This is a genomic window from Rhizobium mongolense subsp. loessense, from assembly GCF_900099775.1.
In the GTDB taxonomy this organism is placed as follows: Bacteria; Pseudomonadota; Alphaproteobacteria; order Rhizobiales; family Rhizobiaceae; genus Rhizobium; species Rhizobium loessense.
The window spans coordinates 278,304-301,780 of sequence record NZ_FMTM01000001.1; the positions used below are offsets into that span (position 1 = coordinate 278,304).

25 protein-coding genes are annotated in these 23,477 nt (G+C 61.0%); 16 read left to right on the plus strand and 9 right to left on the minus strand.

Annotated features, from left to right (window positions below):
* Positions 1 to 69 precede the first annotated feature (69 nt).
* On the minus strand, positions 70 to 336 hold the full coding sequence (locus BLP23_RS01450; protein WP_022714612.1) for a sel1 repeat family protein: 267 nt from the start codon (positions 334 to 336) through the stop codon (positions 70 to 72).
* A gap of 441 nt (positions 337 to 777) precedes the next feature.
* Here BLP23_RS01450 and BLP23_RS01455 point away from each other — a divergent pair, with 441 nt between their 5' ends.
* The gene (locus BLP23_RS01455; RefSeq protein WP_092583230.1) at positions 778 to 1,116 is read left to right on the plus strand and encodes a DUF2147 domain-containing protein; all 339 of its coding nucleotides are present in this window, start codon (positions 778 to 780) and stop codon (positions 1,114 to 1,116) included.
* A 234-nt stretch (positions 1,117 to 1,350) separates the two neighbouring features.
* Here BLP23_RS01455 and BLP23_RS01460 read toward each other — a convergent pair whose 3' ends face one another.
* Positions 1,351 to 2,052, minus strand: a complete 702-nt coding sequence (locus BLP23_RS01460) for a glutathione S-transferase family protein (protein ID WP_092583231.1) — start codon at positions 2,050 to 2,052, stop codon at positions 1,351 to 1,353.
* Positions 2,053 to 2,215: 163 nt separating this feature from the next.
* Between BLP23_RS01460 and BLP23_RS33545 the strand changes: the two genes are divergently transcribed.
* Complete coding sequence (locus BLP23_RS33545) at positions 2,216 to 2,386, plus strand: hypothetical protein (protein ID WP_167363805.1); 171 nt, start codon at positions 2,216 to 2,218, stop codon at positions 2,384 to 2,386.
* A gap of 64 nt (positions 2,387 to 2,450) precedes the next feature.
* On the plus strand, positions 2,451 to 3,956 hold the full coding sequence (locus BLP23_RS01465) for an AMP nucleosidase (RefSeq protein ID WP_092583232.1): 1,506 nt from the start codon (positions 2,451 to 2,453) through the stop codon (positions 3,954 to 3,956).
* A 6-nt stretch (positions 3,957 to 3,962) separates the two neighbouring features.
* On the opposite strand, the gene BLP23_RS01470 is transcribed toward BLP23_RS01465, so the two are convergent.
* Positions 3,963 to 4,181, minus strand: coding sequence for a hypothetical protein (locus BLP23_RS01470; protein WP_092583233.1), 219 nt, complete (start codon positions 4,179 to 4,181; stop codon positions 3,963 to 3,965).
* A 155-nt stretch (positions 4,182 to 4,336) separates the two neighbouring features.
* Here BLP23_RS01470 and BLP23_RS01475 point away from each other — a divergent pair, with 155 nt between their 5' ends.
* From BLP23_RS01475 to BLP23_RS01490, 4 genes are read left to right on the plus strand one after another with little or no spacing between them, the layout of a single operon-like run.
* On the plus strand, positions 4,337 to 4,687 hold the full coding sequence (locus tag BLP23_RS01475) for a YciI family protein (RefSeq protein ID WP_092583234.1): 351 nt from the start codon (positions 4,337 to 4,339) through the stop codon (positions 4,685 to 4,687).
* A 14-nt stretch (positions 4,688 to 4,701) separates the two neighbouring features.
* Positions 4,702 to 5,061 (plus strand): YciI family protein, encoded by a 360-nt coding sequence (locus BLP23_RS01480; RefSeq protein ID WP_092583235.1) that lies wholly within the window; start codon positions 4,702 to 4,704, stop codon positions 5,059 to 5,061.
* Positions 5,062 to 5,065: 4 nt separating this feature from the next.
* Positions 5,066 to 5,425: a YciI family protein gene (locus tag BLP23_RS01485; protein WP_092583236.1), complete on the plus strand. Its 360-nt coding sequence runs from the start codon at positions 5,066 to 5,068 to the stop codon at positions 5,423 to 5,425.
* Between the two features lie 3 nt (positions 5,426 to 5,428).
* Complete coding sequence (locus tag BLP23_RS01490) at positions 5,429 to 6,673, plus strand: RNA polymerase sigma factor (protein ID WP_092583237.1); 1,245 nt, start codon at positions 5,429 to 5,431, stop codon at positions 6,671 to 6,673.
* Here BLP23_RS01490 and BLP23_RS01495 read toward each other — a convergent pair.
* Positions 6,641 to 7,603 (minus strand): lysylphosphatidylglycerol synthase domain-containing protein, encoded by a 963-nt coding sequence (locus tag BLP23_RS01495; protein ID WP_092583238.1) that lies wholly within the window; start codon positions 7,601 to 7,603, stop codon positions 6,641 to 6,643. The genes BLP23_RS01490 and BLP23_RS01495 overlap by 33 nt on opposite strands.
* Positions 7,604 to 7,677: 74 nt before the next feature.
* Between BLP23_RS01495 and BLP23_RS01500 the strand changes: the two genes are divergently transcribed.
* Genes BLP23_RS01500 through BLP23_RS01505 form a run of 3 tightly spaced genes read left to right on the plus strand, consistent with a single transcriptional unit; the run spans position 7,678 to position 10,326 of the window.
* On the plus strand, positions 7,678 to 8,691 hold the full coding sequence (locus BLP23_RS01500; RefSeq protein ID WP_092583239.1) for a glycosyltransferase family 2 protein: 1,014 nt from the start codon (positions 7,678 to 7,680) through the stop codon (positions 8,689 to 8,691).
* Positions 8,688 to 8,816, plus strand: coding sequence for a hypothetical protein (locus BLP23_RS34895; protein ID WP_267890059.1), 129 nt, complete (start codon positions 8,688 to 8,690; stop codon positions 8,814 to 8,816). Before BLP23_RS01500 ends, BLP23_RS34895 begins: the two co-directional genes overlap by 4 nt.
* A 13-nt stretch (positions 8,817 to 8,829) precedes the next feature.
* Positions 8,830 to 10,326, plus strand: a complete 1,497-nt coding sequence (locus BLP23_RS01505; protein WP_092584218.1) for a glycosyltransferase family 39 protein — start codon at positions 8,830 to 8,832, stop codon at positions 10,324 to 10,326.
* Here BLP23_RS01505 and BLP23_RS01510 read toward each other — a convergent pair.
* Positions 10,323 to 11,690 (minus strand): aspartate aminotransferase family protein, encoded by a 1,368-nt coding sequence (locus BLP23_RS01510; protein WP_092583240.1) that lies wholly within the window; start codon positions 11,688 to 11,690, stop codon positions 10,323 to 10,325. The genes BLP23_RS01505 and BLP23_RS01510 overlap by 4 nt on opposite strands.
* Positions 11,691 to 11,773: 83 nt before the next feature.
* Between BLP23_RS01510 and BLP23_RS01515 the strand changes: the two genes are divergently transcribed.
* Together BLP23_RS01515 and BLP23_RS01520 are read left to right on the plus strand one after the other, a co-directional pair.
* On the plus strand, positions 11,774 to 13,129 hold the full coding sequence (locus BLP23_RS01515) for a glutamine synthetase family protein (protein ID WP_092584219.1): 1,356 nt from the start codon (positions 11,774 to 11,776) through the stop codon (positions 13,127 to 13,129).
* A 95-nt stretch (positions 13,130 to 13,224) separates the two neighbouring features.
* Positions 13,225 to 14,091: a nickel-binding protein gene (locus BLP23_RS01520; protein ID WP_092583241.1), complete on the plus strand. Its 867-nt coding sequence runs from the start codon at positions 13,225 to 13,227 to the stop codon at positions 14,089 to 14,091.
* Here the strand turns inward: BLP23_RS01520 and BLP23_RS01525 are convergent.
* The gene (locus tag BLP23_RS01525) at positions 14,057 to 15,001 is read right to left on the minus strand and encodes a diacylglycerol/lipid kinase family protein (RefSeq protein WP_092583242.1); all 945 of its coding nucleotides are present in this window, start codon (positions 14,999 to 15,001) and stop codon (positions 14,057 to 14,059) included. The two genes, BLP23_RS01520 and BLP23_RS01525, sit on opposite strands and share 35 nt — an antisense overlap.
* 312 nt (positions 15,002 to 15,313) lie before the next feature.
* Between BLP23_RS01525 and BLP23_RS01530 the strand changes: the two genes are divergently transcribed.
* Positions 15,314 to 16,531 carry an MFS transporter gene (locus tag BLP23_RS01530; protein ID WP_092583243.1) on the plus strand — a complete coding sequence of 406 codons (1,218 nt, stop codon included), beginning with the start codon at positions 15,314 to 15,316 and terminating at the stop codon, positions 16,529 to 16,531.
* Here the strand turns inward: BLP23_RS01530 and BLP23_RS01535 are convergent.
* On the minus strand, positions 16,502 to 16,894 hold the full coding sequence (locus tag BLP23_RS01535) for a winged helix-turn-helix transcriptional regulator (RefSeq protein WP_092583244.1): 393 nt from the start codon (positions 16,892 to 16,894) through the stop codon (positions 16,502 to 16,504). The two genes, BLP23_RS01530 and BLP23_RS01535, sit on opposite strands and share 30 nt — an antisense overlap.
* Before the next feature lie 103 nt (positions 16,895 to 16,997).
* Between BLP23_RS01535 and BLP23_RS01540 the strand changes: the two genes are divergently transcribed.
* Positions 16,998 to 18,011: a zinc-binding alcohol dehydrogenase family protein gene (locus BLP23_RS01540; RefSeq protein ID WP_092583245.1), complete on the plus strand. Its 1,014-nt coding sequence runs from the start codon at positions 16,998 to 17,000 to the stop codon at positions 18,009 to 18,011.
* 270 nt (positions 18,012 to 18,281) lie between these two features.
* Positions 18,282 to 19,658: a magnesium transporter gene (gene mgtE / locus BLP23_RS01545; RefSeq protein ID WP_092583246.1), complete on the plus strand. Its 1,377-nt coding sequence runs from the start codon at positions 18,282 to 18,284 to the stop codon at positions 19,656 to 19,658.
* Between the two features lie 390 nt (positions 19,659 to 20,048).
* On the opposite strand, the gene BLP23_RS01550 is transcribed toward mgtE, so the two are convergent.
* Positions 20,049 to 20,522, minus strand: coding sequence for an Lrp/AsnC family transcriptional regulator (locus BLP23_RS01550; RefSeq protein ID WP_092583247.1), 474 nt, complete (start codon positions 20,520 to 20,522; stop codon positions 20,049 to 20,051).
* A gap of 145 nt (positions 20,523 to 20,667) precedes the next feature.
* On the opposite strand from BLP23_RS01550, the gene BLP23_RS01555 reads away from it, so the two are divergent.
* Positions 20,668 to 21,573 (plus strand): DMT family transporter, encoded by a 906-nt coding sequence (locus BLP23_RS01555; RefSeq protein ID WP_092583248.1) that lies wholly within the window; start codon positions 20,668 to 20,670, stop codon positions 21,571 to 21,573.
* 72 nt (positions 21,574 to 21,645) lie between these two features.
* Here the strand turns inward: BLP23_RS01555 and BLP23_RS01560 are convergent, their stop codons facing one another.
* Positions 21,646 to 23,310 (minus strand): electron transfer flavoprotein-ubiquinone oxidoreductase, encoded by a 1,665-nt coding sequence (locus BLP23_RS01560; protein ID WP_092583249.1) that lies wholly within the window; start codon positions 23,308 to 23,310, stop codon positions 21,646 to 21,648.
* Between the last annotated feature and the right edge of the window lie 167 nt (positions 23,311 to 23,477).

The window sequence follows — 23,477 nt, forward strand, 5'->3', positions numbered from 1 at the left end:
AAGGTGCCCGCCAGTCCCCTCTTTTGAGGTTGTTATTTCTCTCAATTGTTCCTTCGCGCCGGAGACGGTCTAGTGGACCGTCATCCACTCACGGGCGGCGCGGAGCGCCGCGGCGAGCTGCATCTTGTCCATCGTGGCGGCGACATCGGCGCGAAGTTCGGCAGCGCGGTCGTTGCCCTTGATCGCGGCGATGTTCAGCCACTTGTGCGCGGCGACGAGATCAACATCGCAGCCGCGTCCCGTTGCATACATCAGGCCCATTTCGCAGAAGATATCGGCGTTGTTGTCGCCACCCATGGTGGCCATTTCAGCATTGTGCATTTCAAAGCGTGCCATCGGTTTAATCCCTGTTTAGTCTGTTATCGACTTGCCCTGTTTTACCTTCCAGGCCCTGCCGTCTACCGCAGCTTTCGGTCCCTTCGGTCCGGCGGGTTTGCCCCGCTCGTTTGATGGCTCCACTATGCCGGTACGCTTTCAAAAAACGCCTAAAATGCATGATTAATTTGAGACAAACAAAGTGCAAACGCTTGGTAAAATTGGGTTTTCGTTAAACATCGGAGTCCCTGCGCATTAAGGACTTTCCAAACAATTTTACGAAAGATTCACATTTGAAAATCAACCTTTCGTTCACCACGAAATCAGTCCGCAACAAGCGAGCTGGAAACAATTCGGCGAAAAAGCACCTTGGAAATCAGCGGAATTTCACGATTGCGGCCTGTTTACCTTTACGTTCGCGTCAGTTATTTTCGCCGCGCTCAGGACATCAGGGAGGAAAGGATGATCCGTACACTTATTCTCGCCGGCGCCATGGCGCTTTCAGCCAGCCTTGCTTGCGCGGAGGAGCCGATCGTCGGCAACTGGAAGACGGCCTCGGGCGAAACCGCCCAAATCGCTTCTTGCGGCGGCAGCTACTGCGTGACGTTGAAGACCGGCAAATTCGCGGGCAAGAAGATCGGGACACTTGCCGGCACCGGCGGCACCTATAACGGCGAGATTACCGACCCTAAGAACGACAAGACCTACAGCGGCTCGGGAAGCCTCTCCGGCGATTCGCTGAAGATGAAGGGCTGCGTGCTTAAGGTGCTCTGTAAGTCGCAGACCTGGACGCGGCTTTAGAATCAAAAGCGGCCGGCAACAACTGCACAGCCGCGGCGAAAGTCAGGATTTCGCTTTATCACCATTTTCACGCAGCGCCTGACTTTTGCAACATTGCCAATCGACCTTCTGCAACAATCGAAATCGGCGAACTCACCGCTGAAGCACCTTGAACAAGGAAGGCTGCCCTGACAACGTGGTTCGAGCGGCCTTCCCTTTCATTCGACACTCAAGCTTTACCCCTGGGTACTGCCTTCAGAGGGCGCGCTGGCCGAAGAGAATCTTCTGCGCTTCCTTGTCCTCGGCGAGATTTGCCTGGCGTTCGCGCTCTTCCTTGCCGACTTCGATACCCCTCAAGACCGCCGGGCGCTGATGCATGCGCTCGAACCAGGCCTTGAGGTTCGGGAAATCATTGAGGTTCTGTCCCTGTCGCTCGTAGGGGATCACCCAGCCGATGCAGGCCATGTCGGCGATCGAATAGTCGCCTGCGAGGTAGCCGCGGCCTTCCAGCCGCCTGTTCATCACGCCGTAGAGGCGGTTCACTTCGTTCGTGTAGCGGTTGATGCCGTATTCGATCTTTTCCGGCGCATAGTTGCGGAAGTGGTGCGCCTGACCGGCCATCGGGCCGAGGCCGCCGACCTGCCAGAAGAGCCATTCTTCCACCTGCACGCGCGTGCGCTCGTCCTGTGGATAGAACTTGCCATATTTGCGTCCGAGATACTGGAGAATGGCGCCCGATTCGAAGACGGAGATCGGCGCCCCGCCGGGACCGTCCGGATCGATGATCGCCGGCATGCGGTTGTTCGGCGCGATTTTCAGGAAGTCGGGGGCGAACTGCTCGCCCTTGCCGATGTTGATGTACTTCACCTCGTAGGGAACTCCGAGCTCCTCAAGCATGATGCTGATCTTAAAGCCGTTCGGGGTCGGCCAGTAATAAAGTTCAATCGGTGCGGTCATGAAATCTCCTTTGCGGGACTAGACACATAAGCTGCTGAGCGCCGGCTTCAAGCCGTCGACCATTGTGAACGCCAAATGAACCGGAACCTCAGCACCCGTTCAGCCGGCGTGTGGCAAGACTTATCTCAACGATAAGACGCATATCGCCCCGAGGAACATGGACGTGCTTATTCTTGCAAGACGCTTCACCGTCATCACGCTGTTCGCGGCGGTTTTCGCGATCACATTTTCGGCAGCGGTCGTGCGCGGCGGCGGGGGCGGAGCACAATCGCATTTCGGTGCGAACTACACCTGCCTCAACGTAACAAGCCCCTTCTGCACCGGCGTCCGCTGAATAATTCCCGAACTGGGCGAAGGCGCGTCGCTTGCTTGTTAAAAAGGGCAACCTATAATGCGCCATGAGCAAACGAATCTCTCCATTACCTCTTGATATTTCCTCGCCACCTGCCTTTGAACCGCAAAGCTTCGACGATCCAGCACAGGCCGTCGATGCGCTGACTGCGCTTTACGAACGCAATACCACCTTCCTGATCGACAGTTTTTCGGAGCTTGCCAAGGGCGCGCCGATTACCTCGCGCTACCGCGCCTTCTATCCTCAGGTCAGCATCGAGACGACCAGCTTCGGCCATGTCGACTCCCGCCTCTCCTACGGGCATGTGACGGCGCCGGGCGTCTATACGACGACCGTCACCCGGCCGAAGCTTTTCCGTCACTACCTGAAGGAACAGCTGGCGCTCTTGATGAGGAGCCATAACGTTCCGATCGTCGTGTCCGAATCCTCGACGCCGATCCCGCTGCATTTCGCCTTCGGCGAAGGCGCGCACGTCGAGGCCTCCGCCTCGACCTTCATCGACATCCCGATGCGCGACCTCTTCGACACACCGGACCTCAACACCACCGACGACGAAATCGCCAACGGCGAATATATCCCGCCGCCGGGCGAGCCATCGCCACTAGCCGCTTTCACGGCGCAGCGCACGGATTATTCGCTCGCCCGCCTTGCCCATTACACAGCAACGAGCGCGCAGCACTTCCAGAATTTCGTGCTTTTCACGAATTACCAGTTCTATATGGACGAGTTCTGCACCTGGGCGCGCGAGACGATAGCCAAGGGCGGCGGCGATGACGGCTATACGGCCTTCGTCGAGCCGGGCAATATTATTACCCATGCCGGATCGTGCCAGCCGGAAACCGATGCCACGGCCCCCCGCCTGCCGCAGATGCCTGCCTATCACCTGAAGAAAAAGGGCCATGCCGGGATCACCATGATCAATATCGGCGTCGGCCCCTCCAACGCCAAGACGATCACCGACCACGTGGCCGTTCTGCGCCCACATGCCTGGCTGATGCTTGGCCACTGCGCCGGTTTGCGCAACAGCCAGCGGCTCGGCGACTATGTCCTGGCGCACGCCTATATGCGCGAGGATCATGTTCTCGACGACGACCTGCCGGTCTGGGTGCCAATCCCCGCGCTTGCCGAAGTGCAGGTGGCGCTGGAAGCAGCCGTCGCCGAAATCACCGGCTACGAAGGCTTCGAACTGAAGCGCATCATGCGCACCGGCACCGTCGGCACGATCGACAACCGCAACTGGGAACTACGCGACCAGCGCGGCCCGGTGAAGCGGCTCTCCCAGGCACGTGCCATCGCGCTCGACATGGAATCGGCAACGATCGCAGCCAACGGCTTCCGCTTCCGTGTCCCCTACGGCACGCTTCTTTGCGTTTCCGACAAGCCGCTGCATGGCGAGCTGAAACTGCCGGGCATGGCGACCGCCTTCTATCGAACACAGGTCAACCAGCACCTGCAGATCGGCATCCGCGCCATCCAGAAGCTTGCGGCAATGCCGCCGGAGGCACTGCATTCCCGCAAGCTTCGCAGCTTCTTCGAGACGGCCTTTCAGTAGGCCATTTCAATTCGCTTCCGCCACCGTGCGATCCGCAACTATTTTCGGGTCGTCAGGGTGTGCCGCCGCAATCTGCAGGCCTGTGATGACCGCTGCAAACACCGCAAGGGCAACCACCATCCGCCCAAGGAACTGGCCAATATCTGTCCCGTAAAGCTCATCGCGAGGCTGCTCCCCGCGCCGCGCCCAGATGAGACTTGCAATGGCGACTTCCAGAATTCCCATGTCCTTCACTCCTTCAATGTTATCGATGGAGCTTTGTCGAATGCGCGTCGCTGATTTCGACTGTCCGGGCGAACAAAGATTTTTTTCTTTGCTGTCGAATTCAGCCTAGTCTCTTCGTCAACAGGCTGTGAGCGGCAGCCCGCAGGAGGCAAGCGATGAAATATCTGTGTCAGGTGTGGCTCGAGCCATCCGTGCTCGAGCGCATGAGGAAAGAGGAGAAGAACAAGCTCGACAGGGATTCGCTTGGTTATGATGAGGACCTTGTCTCAAGTGGCCACATGATCCACGCCGAGGCTCTACAATCGCCGAAGAGTGCAGTGACCATCCGTGTCCGCAATGGCGAGGTGTCGGTGACAGATGGCCCGCATGCCGAGACGAAGGAACATCTCGGCGGCTTCATCCTGATCAAGGCCAACGATCTGAATGATGCGATCCGTGTCGCAGCCGGCATTCCGCTGGCAAAGCTCGGCAGCATTGAAGTTCGACCTGTCTACACGTTCGGCTGAGGAGGCACCACCCCATGAAGTTTCTTTGCCAGGTCTGGTTCGATAGCGAAAAAAGCAATCTGGTCCCGCAGGAAGAATGGGAGGCGCTGACGCAGGAATGCATCGTCAGTGACGATCTGTGGCGCGAGCGCGGTTTCCTTCAGGTTGCGCTTGCGCTGCGCGAGCCCGCGTCAGCCGTCACTCTGCGCATCCGCAACGGCACGACGGTTGCGACGGATGGTCCCTTCGCAGAAATCAAGGAGCACCTCGGCGGCTTCGTATTGCTCGAAGCCAGGGACATCGAAGAGGCGAAATCGATCGTTTCGACTTTCCCGATCCTGAAATATGCCTCTGTCGAGATCCGCCCGGCCTATTCCATCAAAGATGGAGAGTAGGGCGATGCGTTACGTTTGCCTGATCTACAATTCCGCAGACGTTGACGGCACGCTGACGCCGAAGGAGACTGGCGAACTCGTCAAGGCGCATTTCAGCTTCGACGAAGAACTGCGCCGCAACGGCACTTTGATCCACTGCGATGCGCTGGACATGCCGGAGAAAGCAACCGTGCTGCGCGTCCGCAATAACGCACTGCAGGCGACCGATGGGCCGTATGTCGAAACCAAGGAGCATCTTGCGGGTTTTTACGTGATCCAAGCACCGGACGATGCAGCGGCGATGGAGATTGCCGCACGCATCCCCTCCGCACGCGTCGGCGCCTTGGAATTGCGGCCGGTGCGGATACTCACTTTGCCGGAGTAGCATTTGGAGAAATTGATCGAGGACATCTACCGGTCGCATTCCAGACGGGTGCTCGCCACTCTCATCCGGCTGCTTGGCGATTTCGACCGGGCGGAGGAGGCCCTGCACGACGCTTTTGCGGCGGCTGCGCGCGCATGGCCGCGCGACGGCGTTCCCGGCAATCCTTTTTCATGGCTCGTTTCCACCGGCCGCCACAAGGCGATCGACCATATCCGACGGCGCTCGCGCTTCGATGCGTCGCTGAAGGACATCGAGGACAGCCTATACGGCGAGGCCGACGCGAACGAGATCGGCGACATGGAGCTTATCGGCGACGACATGCTGCGGCTGATCTTCACCTGCTGCCATCCGGCCATTCCATCCGACGCGCAGATGGCAATGGCGCTGCGCGAAGTCTGCGGCCTGACGACTGAGGAAATCGCCCATGCATTCCTCGTTCCGGCCCCGACCGTCGCACAGCGGATCGTGCGGGCAAAGAGCAAGATACGTTCCGACCGCATTCCTTACGAGGTTCCGGACCTCGACGAACTGCCGCAGCGCCTCGACCGCGTGCTACACGTCATCTACCTCGTCTTCAATGAGGGTTATTCGGCTTCTTGGGGCACAGAAGTGGTACGGGCGGACCTGACGGCCGAGGCGATCCGGCTGGCGCGGCTGGTGGTGGACCTGCTGCCGCACCCCGATGTCGAGGGCCTGCTGGCGCTGATGCTGCTGCAGGACTCCCGCGGGCTGGCGCGGCGCGCTGAGGACCGCAGCCTGGTCCTGCTTGCAGAGCAGGATCGATCGACCTGGGATCGCAGGAAGATAGAGGAAGGTCTGGACCTGCTGCGACGAGCGATGGAACCTGGTGAGGTGGGCCTCTACACTGTCCAGGCCGCCATTGCCGCCGAACATGTTAAGGCCGCAACGCCGGAGGCAACGGATTGGCCGCGCATCGCTGCCTATTATGATCTGCTGATTACGGCGCAGCCCTCGCCGATCGTAGAACTCAACCGTGCAGTGGCGATCGCAATGTCGGAAGGGCCGCAGAGAGGGCTTGAGATCATCGACGGCATCCTGGCATCCGGAAAGCTCCGCACCTATCACCTTGCGCATGCCGCACGCGCCGATTTCCTGCGCCAGCTCGGCCGACCGACGGAGGCGATCACCGCCTATGAACGCGCGCTGTCCCTGTGTCAGCAAGGGCCCGAGCTCGCTTTCCTGCGCAAGAGGATATCAGAGCTGGCGGCGGCGCCCGAGGGGCAGTGAGAGTGCTGTTCCCGTCAAGGCGGAGACGATGATCAACAGATGTGCGTTGATGCTTGCCTGCGCCAGGGCTGCAAGCGCGGCCTTTCCGCCCGGTGCGCCCAAGAAAACGGCGCCTGCGGTAATGCCTGCGGGATAGGTGCCAACGCCGCCCGGCGCATGGACCGGCAGAACCGACGAAAGCTCGCCGCCGAGCGCGCCGCCGAAGCTCGCCGTGAGCGGTGAAACGCCCATGAGGCTAAGCGCCCAGGCGAGCACGACGACCTTCACCAGCCAGTTCACCGCCGTCATGGCCCAGGCCCGCGCGAAGGCTGTGGCATTTGCGGGCAGGCCGTTTTCGATCTCCGACAGGAGGCCTTGCGCCTTGGCGGGAAAGAGCCGGAAGCCGAAGCGAAGCAATGGCTTGCGGATCAGGAAAGCTGCGATCGGCAAGAGCAGGAATGCGGCCCACAAAAGCCAGGCCAGAACGGCAATCGGGGCGGCTGCCGCAAATCCGATGCCGGCTGCGGCAAGCAGCGCGTGCAGATCGAGGAGACGCATGACAAGCAGAGCGGAAGTTGCCCGCGTCAGCGGAATGCCGAATTCCGCGCGCATGAGAACCGGAAAGCTCGTTTCCCCGGTGCGGAACGGCATCATGATATTGAGCAGGTTATGAACCTGCGTCACCCGGAAAAGCGTGCGGAACCTGCCTGCCGTCTCCCGCGGGAAGTAATCGAGAATGCGCCATGTCCGCAGGAAATAGGTACTGGTCAATAATGCAAGAGCCACAAGGATCGGCATCACGCCGACGGCCGCCCATTGGGCGATGATGGCCGACCATCCCCAGAACCACTCGATGAAAAACGCATAGGCTGCGACGATTACGACCGTCAGCAGTGTCATGCGATTGCGCCCGAACCAGGATTGTCGGCTGGCGCCAACCGGAGAGTTCATGTACTAGGCTTCCTGACTTCAGCGGCCAAAACGCCGCTCGACTGGCCGTCACGGCCTTTTAGGAGCAATAACAGTTGCAGACAACGTCAGAGTCGCTGGAAAGCGCAAATGATCTAACGCAGTCGCTCGAACTTTCGCTTGTGGTGCCGGTCTTCAACGAGGAAGAAAGCGTCGGCCCGCTTGTCGAACGGATATGCGATGCGATGGTCGCCTATCCTTACCGGTGGGAGCTTATCCTGATCGATGACGGCAGCGCGGATGCCACGCTCGTCAACGCCCGCAAATATCTAGGGCGTGAAGGGCTGGCGCTCAGGATTGTGGAGCTGCAGCGCAACTTCGGCCAAACCGCTGCGATGCAGGCCGGCATCGACACGGCGCAAGGCCGGCTGATTGCAACGATGGACGGCGACCTGCAGAATGATCCGAAGGACATTCCTTCGATGATTTCCGAGCTCGAGCGCCGTGAACTCGATCTCCTGGTCGGCTGGCGCAAGAACCGCAAGGACGGCCTGCTGCTGCGCAAGATTCCCTCATGGTGCGCCAACTATCTGATCGGCCGCATCACCGGCGTGAAGCTGCACGACTATGGCTGCAGCCTAAAGATCTACCGCGCCTCGATCATCAAGCAGGTGAAGCTGATGGGTGAAATGCACCGCTTCATCCCCGCCTGGGTCGCCGGCGTCGTCCCGAGCTCGCGCATCGGCGAAATGGGCGTCACCCACCATGCCCGCCAGCACGGTCAGTCGAAATACGGCATCTCCCGGACCTTCCGCGTTATCCTCGACCTGCTGTCGGTGATGTTCTTCATGCGCTACAAGGCGCGACCCGGCCATTTCTTTGGCTCGCTCGGGCTCGGCCTCGGGGCACTCGCAACGCTGATCCTGCTTTACCTATTCTTCGACAAGTTCATTCTGGGCAACGATATCGGTACTCGCCCGATGCTCATGGTCGGTGTCGTGCTGCTGCTCTCGTCCGTGCAGTTGATCACGACTGGCATTCTGGCGGAGATGATTGCCCGCACCTACTATCGCAACGACGCTTCGCCTAATTATATCGTGCGGCAGATTTTCGATGGAAGCGACATTTGAGAGGCGGCGAGGTAACTCGCTGCGGCATCGAACCGGACGCGATCGGCTCGCTGGCGCTCCCGTACCATTTCGGCAAGAGCGGTGACACCTTTGCGCTCGGCTATGTCTGGCTTGAACGGAAATGAAATGAACGAGGACATGGACAAGGCCCGCAACGTCGACATGCGGTGGTTTTTCGTTGTGCTTGCCGCATATTTTCTCGTACAGATCGCCGTTCGCGTCGCGATGCCGCCGACACTCGGGCTCGACGAAGCCGAGCAGGCCTTCCGCTCGCAATGGCTTGCCGCCGGTTATGGCCCGCAGCCGCCTTTCTATAACTGGCTGCAATATGCCGCCTTTTCGATCAGCGGTGTGTCGCTGCTTTCGCTCGCCGTCGTCAAGAATGCGCTGCTCTTCACATCCTACCTGATCTACGGCCTGACGGCACGGATGATCCTGAAGAACAGCACGCTTGCGGTGGTCGCAACGCTCGGGCTCCTGACGCTTCCGCAGGTCGCATTCGAAATGCAGCGCGACCTGACGCATACGGTCGCGGTGTTCTTCTCCGGCTGCGTCTTCCTCTACGGATTTATCCGATCGCTCAAAAGGCCGGATGTGCTCTCATATCTCGTGACCGGCGTCGGCATCGGCATCGGCCTGCTGTCCAAATATAATTTCGCCCTTCTGCCCGCTTCGGCGCTCTTGGCGGCACTGCTCGATCCGCAGATGCGCAAGCGCGTCTTCGACTGGCGCATTGCCCTGACCACAATCACCGCCCTCGTCATCGCACTGCCGCATCTCTTCTGGCTGAAGGACAATCTCGGCTTCGCAACGGCCCGGACACTGAAAAAGCTGACCGACGGCGGCAATGCGAGCTACGTCGTGCAGGTCGCCATGGGTTCAGGGTTGCTCGTTCTGGCAGTGATTGGCTTTTGCGCGGTCACGTTGCTTGTCTTCGCCATCGCGTTCGGCAAGCCGTTTCTCTCGGCCTTCTCCGGCAGGTCGCAGTGGACGCGGCTCCTCGAGCGCATTATGCTTTTTTCCATCCTTGGCATCCTGCTTCTCGTCATCTTCGGCGGAGCGGCCCATGTCAAGGATCGCTGGCTGGTGCCGCTCCTCTTCACCTTCCCGCTTTACCTTTGTCTGAAGATCGAGGCATCGAATGTTGCGGTTCTAAATCCTTTGCGCCGCCTCGTGCCGATCGTCGGGATAATCATGATCGCCGTTCCAAGTATTCTCTTTGGACGCATTGCAGCTGCCACTTTGAACGGCGATTACGAGCGTTTGAACGTGCCCTACGCCCAGCTCGCCGCAGCGCTCCGGCAACAGGGCGAGCCTGCCGCTATTCTTGCGGAAGGCAGCCTGCTTGCGGGGAACCTGCGGAAGGACCTTCTTCCGGCGACCGTGATTTCGACAGACTATCCAGGGTTCAAGCCGACGGTCTCGATCTCGAAGGAGCGCCCGCTGCTCGTTGTCTGGCCGCTAAGCACTGCACAAGGCAATGCCCTGCCCGCCAGAGCGGCCGAGTGGCTGAAATCGGTGCCGGAGCTTGGCAGCATCGCGCCCAAGGTTTCGACGATCGAGGTTCCGTATTACTACGCCCGCAACGGCGATTCCTATCGTTTCGGCTACGCGTGGGTCGCGCCTGCGGATTAGATTTTCAGTTCCTTCCACGCCGCATCCAGCGCAATCCTTGCGATGCGCGCCATTTCGTCCACCTCATCATGAGTGATGACAAGTGGCGGGGACGCCAGCATGCGGTCGCCGGTGGCCCGCAGCACGAGGCCGTTCGCGAGTGCATGGTTGCGGACGAGCGCTCCGACCGCGTCGGACTTTTCGAATCGGGTGCGCGTCTTCTTATCGGCAGTGAGCTGCAGGCCGCCCATCAGGCCGATGCTCACCGCTTCACCAACGAGGTCATGGTCGCCCAGAGCACCCCAGGCTTTGGCAAAGTAAGGACCGATGTCGCCGCGGACGCGCTCGACCAGCTTCTCGTCCTCGATTATGCGCAGGTTCTCCAGCGCCGCGGCAGCGCAGACCGGATGACCGGAATAGGTGAAGCCGTGGTTGAAGTCGCCGACCTCGTTGATCAGCACATCGGCGATGCGACCGCTGACTAACAGGCCACCGATCGGCAGGTAGCCCGATGAGAGACCCTTGGCGATCGGCGCCAGATCTGGCTCGACGCCGAAATGCTGATGGCCGAACCATTCGCCGAGACGGCCGAAGCCGCAGATGACTTCGTCGGCAACGAGCAGGATGTTGCGCGCCTTGCAGATGCGGTCGATCTCCGGCCAATAGGTCTCGGGCGGGATGATGACGCCGGCCGCACCCTGCACCGGCTCTGCGACGAAGGCGGCGACATTGTCCTCGCCGAGCTCATCGATCTTCGCCTCCAGTTCGCGAGCCGCCTTAAGGCCGAATTCGGCGAGCGAGAGGTCGCCGCCCTCGCCGTACCAATAAGGCTGGCCGATATGGACGATGCCGGGGATCGGCAGGTCGCCCTGCTCATGCATATATTTCATGCCGCCGAGGCTGGCGCCGGCTACCGTCGAGCCGTGGTAGCCGTTCTTGCGGGCGATCACGATCCTCTTCGAAGGCTTGCCGACCGCACTCCAATAGACGCGCGCCATGCGCAACCAGGTATCGTTGGCCTCTGAGCCGGAGCCGGTGAAGAAGACATGATTGAAGCGCGGGCCGGCATGTGCGGTCACCTTTTCCGCAAGCAGCGTTGTCGGCGTGCTCGTGGTGCCGAAGAAGGTGTTGTAGTAAGGCAGCTCGTTCATCTGCCGCGCCACGGCATCGGTGATTTCCCTGCGGGCGTAGCCGATATTGACGCACCAGAGCCCGGCAAAACCATCCAGATACTTCTTGCCGTGGTTATCCCAGATGTAGACACCCTCGCCGCGCTGGATGATGCGCGCGCCGTCGGCATTCAGCTTCTTCATGTCGGAGAAGGGATGCAGATGGTGGGCGGCATCGATGGCGGCGAGATTTGAGCGCTGGTAAGTATCGGACATGATTTGCAAAACACCTGCGGAGATTGAAAGGCCGGTTTCAATGAGCTACGACCTTGGCCTTGTCCGAGGGGATTTTCAAGATCATGACGGCTGACATCATGCATGGCAAAGCTGCGACAGGCGAACCGAGGATCGAAATCCTGCTGGTCGGCATGAACGGGGATTTGCGCGGCAAGCAGATCCCACTGGATGCCCAGAAGAAAATCTGGGAAGGCGAGGTGCGTCTCCCCTCCTCGACGCAGTCGCTCGATATCTGGGGCGATGATAACGACCACATCACCGGCCTGTCGCTGACGATCGGCGATCCGGACGGCAATTGCATCGCCGATGAGCGCAGCCTTGCGCCGATGCCCTGGGCGGCGCCGGAAGGCTCCATGCAGGTGCTGGCGACGATGCACGAGTTCGACGGCAGCCCGAGCTTCATGGATCCGCGAGCGATCCTGGCGGCGGTCTTGAAGCGCTACGAAGAGCGCGGCCTCACGCCGGTCGTCGCGACGGAACTCGAATTCTATGTGATGGAACAGGACTGGCGCGATACCGGCCGTCCCTCGCCGCCGAAAAGCCTGACCTATCGCGGCGAGCCGAACGGTTTCCAGCTCTACGACATGAGCGCCGTCGATGCGCTCGACGATTACCTGCAGACGGTGCGCGCCTATGCCCAGGCGCAGAACCTGCCTGCGGAGGCGACGACGGCCGAGTTCGGGCCTGGGCAATTCGAAATCAACCTGGCGCATCGGCCGGATGCCTTGGCCGCCGCCGACGACTGCATTTACCTGAAGCGCATCGCCGAACAGGCCGCCCGCAAGCACGGCCTCAAATCAACTTGCATGGCCAAGCCCTATTCCGAACATGCCGGCTCCGGCCTGCATGTGCATGCGAGCGTCATCGACAGGGAGGGCCGCAATATCCTCGATGCGGAGCGCGGCGAGCCAAAGCGGCTGAAATCCGTCTGCGCCGGAATGCTGAACACGATGCGCGAGGCGCAGCTGATCTTTGCGCCTTTCGCCAATTCCTACCGCCGCTTCCAGCCGGGCTCCTTTGCGCCAATCGACCTCACTTGGGGCACCGGCCATCGCGGCACGGCGATCCGCATCCCGGATACCTCCGGACCGGCAGCGCGCATCGAGCATCGCGTCGCCGGCGCAGATGCCAATCCTTACCTGCTGCTGGCCGCCATCCTCGGCGGCATGCTGCTTGGCCTCGACGAGGATCTCGACCCCGGTGAGGAGACGACGCCGTCGCATGTGCCGGAAAACACGACGCGGCTGACGCATGATTTCCTGACGGCGGTGGAAGCCTTTCGCGCATCGCCCTTCATCGCCGATATCTTCGGCGAGCGCTATCGGAAGCTCTACGGCGACACCAAATACAAGGAAGCCATCACCTATCTGCGCACGGTCTCGGACTTCGACTACCGGACCTATCTGCCGCGCGTCTAAGGCCTGCCGGCAGCCATCTCAAAGGTGGACCGGGCGGTGTCCAAGTCGTAGAATGAAATTTCCTGTAAGCGGAGGTTTCCGAAAGGAGCGCGCAAATGGCAATCTTCATGGATCGGCATGAACTCACGGGAACCACAGCCGCCGACGTTGCCGAGGCCCATCGCAAGGATCTCGAGATCCAGGACCGGTATGGCGTTAAGTTCCTCACCTACTGGTTCGACCAGCGGCGTGGGACCGCATTTTGCCTCATGGACGCGCCCGACGCCGAAACCGCTCAATGCGTGCACCGCGAAGCGCATGGCTTCGTCGCCGGCGAGGTTGTCGAGGTCGCGTTGTCGGCGGTCGAGGCGTTTCTTGGCCGAATTCACGACCCCGAGCCGGCGCCTGGTCAAGCCTCAGGTGAGATGGATGCCGGCCACCGGGCCATCCTGTTTACCGACATCGTCGGCTCGACCGCGATGACATCGCGCCTTGGCGACCGCATGGCGACCGAACTGGTCAGGGCGCACGACTCGATCGTGCGCAGATGCCTCAGCCAATCTTCAGGTCGCGAGGTGAAGCACACCGGCGACGGCATCATGGCGACATTCGCCTCGACAGCCAAAGCCGTTGATTGCGCCAGGAAGATCCAGCAGGAATTCAAACGTTACAACCGCGGCAATCCTGAACCACTTCATGTTCGCATCGGACTGGATTGCGGCGAGCCCGTCGAAGACAGCAACGACCTGTTCGGCTCCACTGTGCAACTTGCAGCACGCTTGTGCGCGGCCGCCTCCGGCGACCATATCCTCGTGTCGGAGAATATTTTTCGGGAGTACGGCAGCGCTGATCTCTTCACGCATGCGACGCGCCGGCGTTTGAAAGGATTTTCGAAGCCCGTGCTGGCATTCCAATGCGACTGGGCCGATGCTGGCGTGAAGAGGCAAACTAAGCCGCAGGCTCCCGCCGCTCAGCCTCATTGACCTGCGCGGCAAGGCCCTGCTTGACCAGCACCTTCAGCTCTTCGGGATGCAGCTTGATGGAAATGTCGCGTTCGAGCGGCAAAAGCTCGCCATCCATGACGCAATTTGCCTTTGCCCTCAGCTTCGGGAAATGCAGATTTACTTCGGCCGGATGCATGACCATCACATCGGCATTTTCGCGCACCTTGCCCCGCAGCATATCGACGGCAAGACGGGCGACGCCGATCGGCTTCAGCGGCTTTGCGGTGTAGAAGCCAAGCTCGCCGCTACGCAGGTTATCGGCGTAAAGAAGCGCGTTCTCGCCGAAGGGATTGTTGGAGACCGAAACGGCCGATACGCGACGCGTTTCGCGTACGCCGAGCGCCTGGAATTCGACTTCGAATTCCGGCGGGTTGAGCACCACGCCGAAGGCCGCGCGGACGCTGGCGCGCATCTTGCCGAAACGGGAGCGATAGCTGAAGGAGTTGCGGTATCGCACCATGCGCGCATGAAGCCCCGCCGAGAACTGATGGATAAAGGGCCGGCCGTTGGCGCTTGCAATGTCGACATGATCGACCTCGCCGGTGGCCAACACATCCAGCGCCTGCCAGATATCGAGCGGCACTTTCAGCGAGCGGGCGAAGAGGTTCATTGTTCCGGCCGGTACGACACCGAGGGCGACGCCGTTCTTCCAGGCAATCGAGGCCGCTGCCGAAATCGTTCCGTCGCCGCCGCCCGCAACGATGCCGTCGATATCGTCGCGCCGGGCGGCCCGCTCCATCGCGGGAACGATCTCCTTGCCGGAAAAGACGATGGCCTCGAAGTCATGTCCCGCTTCCCGGAAGGTCGCCTCTGCCCGCTTTTCGTAGGCCTCCATATCGGTGGTGCGGAAGGTACCACCGTCTTTGTTGAAAAAACCTACAAGCTTCATCAGGCGTGCCGTTCCTCGCGTCGTGGCGTCTCAGTCAGTGCCCCTTAAGATGGTTGGAGCCTCTTCGTTTTCAAGCGCAGCATGCCTGCGGCCGACGCATCAGCGAGGCGTCCAAGCGCAAATTTTGCAATGCACGTATGCACATAGCAGGACGCTGCACTGCGAAAAACGCACTCGACGCTGATGGCGCGATCCCCCATGATTTCAACGATGGAGACTCTTGTTCTCCGTTTCCCGCCATAGAACGGCCGACATCCGCCTCAGCGCCCGCTTTTCGGATGGTTGCCCTGCAGACATGCCTCAGGAGCTCGTGTGAGCCAGATCGCCGTAGACGATTCCATCGATTCCAATCCGGCTTGCGAAGCCCCCTCGCCGATGGCGATCGCCCTGGTGCAGCTGGCGCTCGCCTGCGGCGGCTTCGGCATCGGCACCGGCGAATTCGCCATCATGGGCTTGCTGCCGAATGTGGCGGACACGTTTTCGGTCACGACCCCGCAGGCGGGTTACGTCATCAGCGCCTATGCGCTCGGCGTCGTCATCGGCGCACCGGTGATTGCGGTCCTCGCCGCCAAGATGACACGCCGCTCACTGCTTCTGCTGTTGATGGGCATTTTCGCGGTTGGCAATATCTTGAGCGCACTGGCCCCAACCTTCGAGAGCTTCACCGTGATGCGCTTCATCACGGGCCTGCCGCACGGCGCCTATTTCGGCGTCGCCGCGATTGTCGCTGCTTCGATGGTGCCGGTGCACAAGCGAGCACGAACCGTCGGCCGGGTGATGCTGGGTCTGACGATCGCAACCCTGCTCGGCACGCCACTCGCTACCTTCTTCGGCCAGTCGCTCGACTGGCGCGTCGCCTTCACCTCCGTCGGCCTCATCGGCCTCGTGACCGTGGCGCTCATCTGGTACTACGTGCCGCGCGACCAGGTCGCGGACGGTGCCAGCTTCCTGCGCGAGCTCGGCGCCTTCAAGCGTCCGCAGGTGCTCTTGACGCTCGGCATCGCAGCCGTCGGCTATGGCGGCATGTTCGCGATGTTCAGCTATATCGCCGGCACGACCATGAAGGTCGCGATGCTGCCGGAGAGCATGGTGGCCGTTATGATGGTCCTCTTCGGCGTCGGCATGAATGCCGGCAACGTCGTCGGCTCATGGCTCGCCGACAAATCGATCATGGGAACGATCGGCGGCTCGCTGGTCTTCAACATCGTCGTTCTGACGCTGTTTTCGGCAACGGCATCAAGCCCCATTATGCTGGCGATCTGTGTGTTCCTCGTCGGCTGCGGCTTTGCGGCTGGTCCTGCGCTGCAGACGCGGTTGATGGACGTCGCCGCCGATGCGCAAACGCTTGCCGCCGCCTCAAATCACTCTGCCTTCAACATCGCCAATGCACTCGGCGCCTGGCTCGGCGGCCTCGTGATCGCCTGGGGCTACGGCTTTGCGGCAACGGGCTATGTCGGCGCCGTGCTGTCCTTGTTCGGCCTCCTCGTCTACGCCGCCTCGCTACACCTGGAGCGCAGCCGGCGCGCATGAAGGATCGCGCAGTTCGTGGCCTTCCGGGCGGCACAAGACATATTCTTCGCCCCACGCCGCCAGTGCGCGGATGACCGGCTTCAACGTTTCGCCAAGCGGCGTCAGCGCATATTCCACACGCGGCGGCACGACGGGATAGACCGTGCGCGAGACGAGGCCGGATGCTTCCAGTTCCCGTAGCTGCTTGGTCAGCATGCGCTGAGTCACCGCCGGCAGCTTCCGGCGCAATTCGTTGAAGCGCAACGTTCCGTCCATGAGGTGGAACAGGATGACGCCTTTCCATTTTCCATCAAGATAGCTCAGCGTCGCCTCGACCGGACAGCCGGGGAAATTCTTCGTCAGCTTGGCGCGGGGCAACGACATTTTACAGTATCCTTTTTGGTACTATGTACCGAATTTGTGCATTCTTGCACTCTTTGGACATAAGACGCATCTAGCCTCTGTGCAACGAACATAGGAGGTTTCCATGCGCGCCGTCGCCTACAAGATCCCGCAGCCCATTTCCGCCGAGACCTCGCTGATCGATGTCGACCTGCCGGTTCCGGAGGCGACCGGGCATGACCTGCTCGTCGAGATCAGGGCCGTCTCGGTCAATCCGGTCGATGTGAAAGTGCGGGCACATTCGGCACCGCCGGCGGATGAAGTGAAGGTTCTCGGCTGGGACGCAGCCGGCATCGTCAAGGCCGTGGGTCCGGATGTCACGCTCTTCAAGCCCGGAGACGAAGTGTACTATGCCGGTGCGATCAATCGCCCGGGCACGTACGCGGAATTTCATCTCGTCGACGAGCGCATCGTTGGCCGCAAGCCGAAGAGCCTCGATTTCGCCGCCGCCGCCGCACTGCCGCTGACTTCGATCACCGCCTATGAAGCACTGTTCGACCGCTTGAAGGTTCAGGACGCGGTGCCGGGCGCTGCTCGCGCTCTCCTCGTCATCGGCGGAGCCGGCGGCGTAGGCTCGATCACCATCCAGATCGCCCGCGCGCTGACCGATCTGACAGTCATCGCAACAGCCTCCCGCCCCGAAACACAGGCCTGGGTGAAGGAACTTGGCGCACAACATGTCGTCGATCACTCCAAGCCGATCGCGCCGCAGGTTGCGGCTCTCGGCATCGGGGCTCCAGGTTTCATCTTCTCGACAACCAACACCGACAGCCATATCCCCGACATCGTCGAGGCGATCGCACCGCAAGGCCGTTTCGCGCTGATCGACGATCCGAAGTTCCTCGACGTCGTGCCCTTCAAGCGCAAAGCCGTTTCGGTGCATTGGGAGCTGATGTTCACACGGTCGCTCTTTTCGACGCCCGATATGATCGAGCAGCATAACCTCCTCAACAAGGTGTCGGAGCTTGTCGATGCCGGCAATATCCGCACGACACTCAGCCAAACCGTCGGCGCGATCAATGCAGCCAATATGAAGAAGGCGCATTCGATGGTCGAGAGCGGCAGGATGAAGGGCAAGGCAGCACTCGTCGGCTTCTGAGGAGCACCGATATTCCACGCATATTGCCGCACCCTAGGTGCGGCATTGTGCTCCGAAACCACCGCCGCTTGACTTTTCTTGATTGGAGGAGCAGGTCTTACGGCACGCGGATGACAGCGCTTTTCCGCGGAAAATCAACGGAGCCATCAACCCGATGCCAAGCGACAGTAGCAGTCGATTGCCCTTGCCGTACGCGACCGCCGTGCGCTGACCGACTCCTGTCGGGCTCGCCCGCCGGACGCTGCGGCGGATCGACGGAAAGGCGAGCCAGTGAACTTCAATCGCTTCCCCCTGCGGGCAGGCCATGCTGCCCGTTTCTTCACCAACGACAGCCTCGGAGCGGTCACTACCGCAGAGCGCGTCGAGCGTCTCAACATACTCGACATCCCGGAGGCAGCGGCTATCCTCGCCACGCTTTCGCAACAGAAGGCCGTCCGCATTCTCGGTAGGCCGGAACTGCACAACGCTGCCGCAATCCTCGCCGAGATGCCGGTCGAGCATGCCGCGCGGCTGCTCAATGCCACCGCAAACGATCGCGTCGCCGATCTCTTCCAAGAACTGGACGAGGGTTCCCGCGCGACACTTTTCGCGAAGCTCGACCGCACGACGGCGCTCGCCGTCAAGCACCTGATGGGCTATCCGCCGCGCACGGCCGGCAGCATCATGACGACCGAGTTCGTCAGCGTGCCGGACGCCTGGACCGTTGCCGAGACCCTCGACCATGTTCGCCAGGTCGAGCGCTCGCGCGAGACGGTCTATGCGATCTACGTCCTCGACGCGGCAACGCAGCGGCTGACCAATGTCGTGACACTGCGCCGCCTCATCACCGGCGAACCGCAGGCATCGGTTTTCTCCGTCGCGCAGAAGGGCGGCCTCGTTCGCTGCGATCCGTTGATGACGCAGGAGGACGTCGCCCGGCTGATCCGCAAGCACAATCTGCTGGCGCTGCCGGTCGTCAGCGACGACGGCCACATGCTTGGCATCGTCACCGTCGATGACGTCATCGACACGATGATCGCGGATACGACCGAGGACGCCCAGAAGTTCGGCGGCATGGAAGCCCTCGGCAAGCCCTACATGAAGATCGGTTTTTTCGGCATGATCCGCAAACGGGCCGGCTGGCTTTCTGCCCTTTTCCTCGGCGAGATGCTGACGGCAAGCGCCATGCAGTTTTTCGAAGGGGAGTTGGCGAAGGCGATCGTGCTGACGCTCTTCATCCCTCTCATCATGAGCTCGGGCGGCAATTCCGGATCGCAGGCGACGTCGCTCATCATCCGTGCCCTGGCGCTCGGCGAGCTCAAGCTTTCGGACTGGTGGCGCGTACTCATCCACGAGCTGCCGACCGGGATCGTGCTTGGTGCCATCCTCGGGCTCGTCGGCTTCGGCCGCATCGTGCTCTGGCAGAAAATCGGCCTCTACGACTACGGCGAGCACTGGCTGCTCGTCGGCGTCACCGTCTTCGCCGCGCTGATCGGCATCGTCACCTTCGGCTCGCTCTGCGGCTCCATGTTGCCGTTCCTGCTGCAAAGGCTTCGCCTGGACCCCGCCAGCGCGTCGGCACCGTTCGTCGCGACGCTGGTCGACGTGACCGGCCTGGTGATCTACTTCTCCGTGGCCCTGCTCATCCTCAGCGGGACGCTGCTTTAGAAAAGCCGTTCCCCTTCTTCTGGTGGAGAAGGGGACTACGTGGCTCGTCCTCTAAGCGGATAGGGTTGAGCGGCGAAAGAGCGAGCAATGAGACGAGTTCATGCACAACGGTGCTGTGTTGTTGATCGCCTTCAACCTTCTTCCTCATCCCTTGCGAGCCATAGGGATCCAGCAGCCGCGTCCGTCTCGCGCGCGCGGAAGACCTGTTCAATAACATCTTCGCCCGCTTGAAAGCGGGGGATTTGCGAGGGGGCGCGAAGCTCCAGCGATAGTTATCCTGTCACAAGGACAGGAATGAGAAAATCCAGGGCGAACTCTCGGCACCATCAAGGCTCGCTCACATGTTGCCTCCATCTGCTTCACTGGCTGGGACTTGGCGAGCGTGCAGATCTACCTCCCCTTGGGCAGCTTCAAAGGGCCGTGGGTCTTCATGCTGCGGATGGCGAAGTTCGAGCGGATGTCGCTGACGTTCGGCAGCGTTAGCAATGTATCGGTGAGAAGCCGCTCGTAGGCAGCAAGGTCCTCCACCACGACTTCTGCCAGGAAATCCGCGCTTCCAGAAATCAGGAAACAGGAAACGATCTCCGGGATCGCAAGGAGAGCCGCCTGCTGGGATTCCGAGTTCTCGCGGCTGTGATGGGCCACTTTGAATTCGACTAAGACCGTCAGCCCCAGCCCCACTTCCTTTCGGTCGATATCGGCGCGGTAGCCGCGGATCACACCCGCCTTTTCCAGGTTGCGGATCCGCCGCAGGCAGGGCGACGGCGAGAGGTTTACCTTTTCGGCGATTTCGACATTGGTGGCGCGTGCATCCTCCTGCAGACATTCGAGGATAGCCAGATCGAATTTATCAAGATTTGGCATAACTTCTAACTTTGGCCTTTATTGTTGGCAGATCATTGCTGATATCATTTTTTTGGCGCTACAGATAGCAAGGACATGCCCTGACTATTGAGCCTATCTTTTTCTTGGTCGGACAGCACACCGAATGACAAGAAAGGATAGACTGATGACCAGCTTCAGCATCGCCAACGCAAAGTCCCCATCCCTCGTCGCCGGTTACGCGGGCGCAACCATCACGGTGCTCATCTGGGCGACGTGGCTTCTTGCGACCCGCCACAGCGCGGCAACGCCGCTCGGCTCGATCGATATCGGGCTCATCCGCTACGGCATTCCTGCGCTTGCCCTTTCGCCCGTTTGGCTGAAGACCGGCCTGCTGCCGAAAGCCGTTCCGCTGCATCTACTGGCATTAATGGTGACCGGCGCGGGTGCTGTCTTCTTTCTCGTCACCACGCTTGCCATCCATGCGACCCCGGCAGGTTCGTCGGGCATCCTGCTCGGCGGCTCCATGCCGCTTGCGACGGCACTCATCGGCATATTCATCTTCGGGGAGCGGCCGGATATTACCCGCAAGCTCGGACTCGCCGCGATCGTCTGCGGCGTGCTAATCCTGCTTGTGCAGAGCCTTTCGGATGCATCGCTGCCGTGGACAAGCTTCGTGCTTTTGCCGGCGGGCGCCATTCTTTGGGCAAGCTATACGCACGCCTTCCGCCGCAGCGGCCTCACCGCCATTCAGGCGAGCGCACTGGTCGCCATCTGGTCGTTCCTGATCATTGCAGCGCTTGCCACCAGCTTCGGCACCTCGCTGACCCGGGCAAGCGCTGAAGATCTCGGACTGCAGGTCCTGAGCCAGGGCATCCTGTCGGGCCTTGTCGCCATGGTTGCCTACGGCACCGCCGTCAAGACGCTGGGCGGCACGCAGGCGGCCGCCTTTACGGCGATCACGCCGGTGTTGGCAACGCTTGGTGGGGGAGTCCTGCTGGGCGAGGAAATCGGCCTGGCGGAAATCGCAGCCGCAGTCATCACAGGGATCGGGGTAGCATTGTCGACCGGCATCGCCGCCCGTCAGCGCTGAATGAGACCCAGACACAAAGGAGCCCGGCGTTTGCCGGGCTCCTTTGTGTTTGAAAACCAGGTCTGCTCGACCTCACATATTCGGATAGACCGGCCCCTCGCCGCCCTGGGGCGGGACCCAGTTGATGTTCTGATTGGGGTCCTTGATGTCGCAGGTCTTGCAGTGGACGCAGTTCTGGGCGTTGATGACGAAGGTGTCCTTGCCGTCCTTCTCCACCCATTCATAGACGCCGGCCGGACAGTAGCGCGCCGAGGGTCCGGCATAGATGTCGTGCTCGGACGATTTCTGCAACGCCATGTCCTTGACTTGTAGATGGACCGGCTGGTCTTCCTCGTGGTTGGTGTTCGACAGGAACACCGAGGAGAGACGATCGAAGGTCAAGACGCCATCCGGCTTCGGATAGTCGATCTTCTGGTGCTGGGCGGCCGGCTCCAGGCTCTCGGCATCGGTCTTGCCGTGGCCGAGCGTGCCGAAGAAGGAGAAGCCGAACAACGTGTTCACCCACATGTCGAGACCGCCGAGCGCCACGCCGATCGCCGTGCCGAACTTCGACCAGAGCGGCTTGACGTTGCGGACCTTCTTCAAGTCCTTGCCGATATCACTCTTGCGCCAGTCGCTTTCGATCTCGACGACTTCATCATTGGCGCGGCCCGAAGCGATTGCCGCGGCGATCTTGTCGGCCGCCAGCATGCCCGACAGCACGGCATTGTGGCTGCCCTTGATGCGCGGCACGTTGACGAAGCCCGCCGAACAGCCGATCAGCGCCCCGCCGGGGAAGGAAAGCTTCGGCACCGACTGGTAGCCGCCCTCGGTGATGGCGCGGGCGCCGTAGGAGAGCCGCTTGGCCCCCTCGAAGGTGCCGCGGATCGCCGGATGGGTCTTGAAGCGCTGGAACTCCTCGAACGGATGGAGATAAGGGTTCTTGTAGTTGAGGTGAACGACGAAGCCGACGGCCACGAGGTTGTCCTCCAGATGATAGAGGAACGAGCCGCCGCCGGTCTTGAAGCCGAGCGGCCAGCCGAAGGAGTGCTGCACCAGGCCTGGCTTGTGGTGCTCCGGCTTGACCTGCCAGAGCTCCTTGAGGCCGATGCCGAACTTCTGCGGCTCGCGGCCTTTCGATAGGTCGAACTTGGCGATCAGCTGCTTGGCGAGCGAACCGCGCACGCCTTCGCCGATCAGCGTGTACTTGCCGATAAGCGCCATGCCGCGGGTATAGTTGGGCCCAAGCTCGCCGCTCTTGTCGATGCCCATGTCGCCGGTGGCAACACCGATGACCGCGCCTTCGTCGTTGTAGAGCACCTCGGTTGCGGCAAAGCCCGGATAGATCTCGACGCCAAGCGCTTCGGCGTGGCTCGCCAGCCAGCGACAGACAAGCCCGAGCGAGACGATGTAGTTGCCGTGGTTGTTCATCAAGGGCGGCATCAAGACATTCGGCAGGCGGACCGAGCCGGCCGGGCCGAGCACCAGGAAATGATCGGCGGTCACCTCGGTCTTGAAGGGATGGTCGCTTTCGCTGCGCCAGTCCGGCAGCAGCCGGTCGATGCCGATCGGATCGACGACGGCCCCTGACAGGATATGCGCGCCGACTTCCGCACCCTTTTCCAGCACGACGACGGAAAGCTCCGGATTGACCTGCTTCAGCCGGATGGCGGCAGACAGGCCAGCAGGCCCGCCGCCGACGATCACCACGTCGAATTCCATGCTTTCGCGTTCGGGCAGCTCAGTCGTCTCGGTCATTCATCCGTCTCCGCTCGGCCGCCCACGCGGCCATAATCCCTTGTCGGGTCATTGTCTTCTCAAAACCGTAAAGCATTGTCGAGCCGGGAAGCGACAGCCGATCCTCCAATTCGCACAATGATTATCCCCTCCACCGCAAGATTATATAACGCTTACGTTAACGTCAA

What these genes read in the sequence shown, in the direction of transcription:
- BLP23_RS01450 (WP_022714612.1), bottom strand. Translation starts at nt 336, where the DNA reads ATGGCACGCTTTGAAATGCACAATGCTGAAATGGCCACCATGGGTGGC.
- BLP23_RS01455 (WP_092583230.1), top strand. Translation starts at nt 778, where the DNA reads ATGATCCGTACACTTATTCTCGCCGGCGCCATGGCGCTTTCAGCCAGC.
- BLP23_RS01460 (WP_092583231.1), bottom strand. Translation starts at nt 2,052, where the DNA reads ATGACCGCACCGATTGAACTTTATTACTGGCCGACCCCGAACGGCTTT.
- BLP23_RS01465 (WP_092583232.1), top strand. Translation starts at nt 2,451, where the DNA reads ATGAGCAAACGAATCTCTCCATTACCTCTTGATATTTCCTCGCCACCT.
- BLP23_RS01470 (WP_092583233.1), bottom strand. Translation starts at nt 4,181, where the DNA reads ATGGGAATTCTGGAAGTCGCCATTGCAAGTCTCATCTGGGCGCGGCGC.
- BLP23_RS01475 (WP_092583234.1), top strand. Translation starts at nt 4,337, where the DNA reads ATGAAATATCTGTGTCAGGTGTGGCTCGAGCCATCCGTGCTCGAGCGC.
- BLP23_RS01480 (WP_092583235.1), top strand. Translation starts at nt 4,702, where the DNA reads ATGAAGTTTCTTTGCCAGGTCTGGTTCGATAGCGAAAAAAGCAATCTG.
- BLP23_RS01485 (WP_092583236.1), top strand. Translation starts at nt 5,066, where the DNA reads ATGCGTTACGTTTGCCTGATCTACAATTCCGCAGACGTTGACGGCACG.
- BLP23_RS01495 (WP_092583238.1), bottom strand. Translation starts at nt 7,603, where the DNA reads ATGAACTCTCCGGTTGGCGCCAGCCGACAATCCTGGTTCGGGCGCAAT.
- BLP23_RS01505 (WP_092584218.1), top strand. Translation starts at nt 8,830, where the DNA reads ATGGACAAGGCCCGCAACGTCGACATGCGGTGGTTTTTCGTTGTGCTT.
- BLP23_RS01510 (WP_092583240.1), bottom strand. Translation starts at nt 11,690, where the DNA reads ATGTCCGATACTTACCAGCGCTCAAATCTCGCCGCCATCGATGCCGCC.
- BLP23_RS01515 (WP_092584219.1), top strand. Translation starts at nt 11,774, where the DNA reads ATGACGGCTGACATCATGCATGGCAAAGCTGCGACAGGCGAACCGAGG.
- BLP23_RS01520 (WP_092583241.1), top strand. Translation starts at nt 13,225, where the DNA reads ATGGCAATCTTCATGGATCGGCATGAACTCACGGGAACCACAGCCGCC.
- BLP23_RS01525 (WP_092583242.1), bottom strand. Translation starts at nt 15,001, where the DNA reads ATGAAGCTTGTAGGTTTTTTCAACAAAGACGGTGGTACCTTCCGCACC.
- BLP23_RS01535 (WP_092583244.1), bottom strand. Translation starts at nt 16,894, where the DNA reads ATGTCGTTGCCCCGCGCCAAGCTGACGAAGAATTTCCCCGGCTGTCCG.
- BLP23_RS01540 (WP_092583245.1), top strand. Translation starts at nt 16,998, where the DNA reads ATGCGCGCCGTCGCCTACAAGATCCCGCAGCCCATTTCCGCCGAGACC.
- BLP23_RS01550 (WP_092583247.1), bottom strand. Translation starts at nt 20,522, where the DNA reads ATGCCAAATCTTGATAAATTCGATCTGGCTATCCTCGAATGTCTGCAG.
- BLP23_RS01555 (WP_092583248.1), top strand. Translation starts at nt 20,668, where the DNA reads ATGACCAGCTTCAGCATCGCCAACGCAAAGTCCCCATCCCTCGTCGCC.
- BLP23_RS01560 (WP_092583249.1), bottom strand. Translation starts at nt 23,310, where the DNA reads ATGACCGAGACGACTGAGCTGCCCGAACGCGAAAGCATGGAATTCGAC.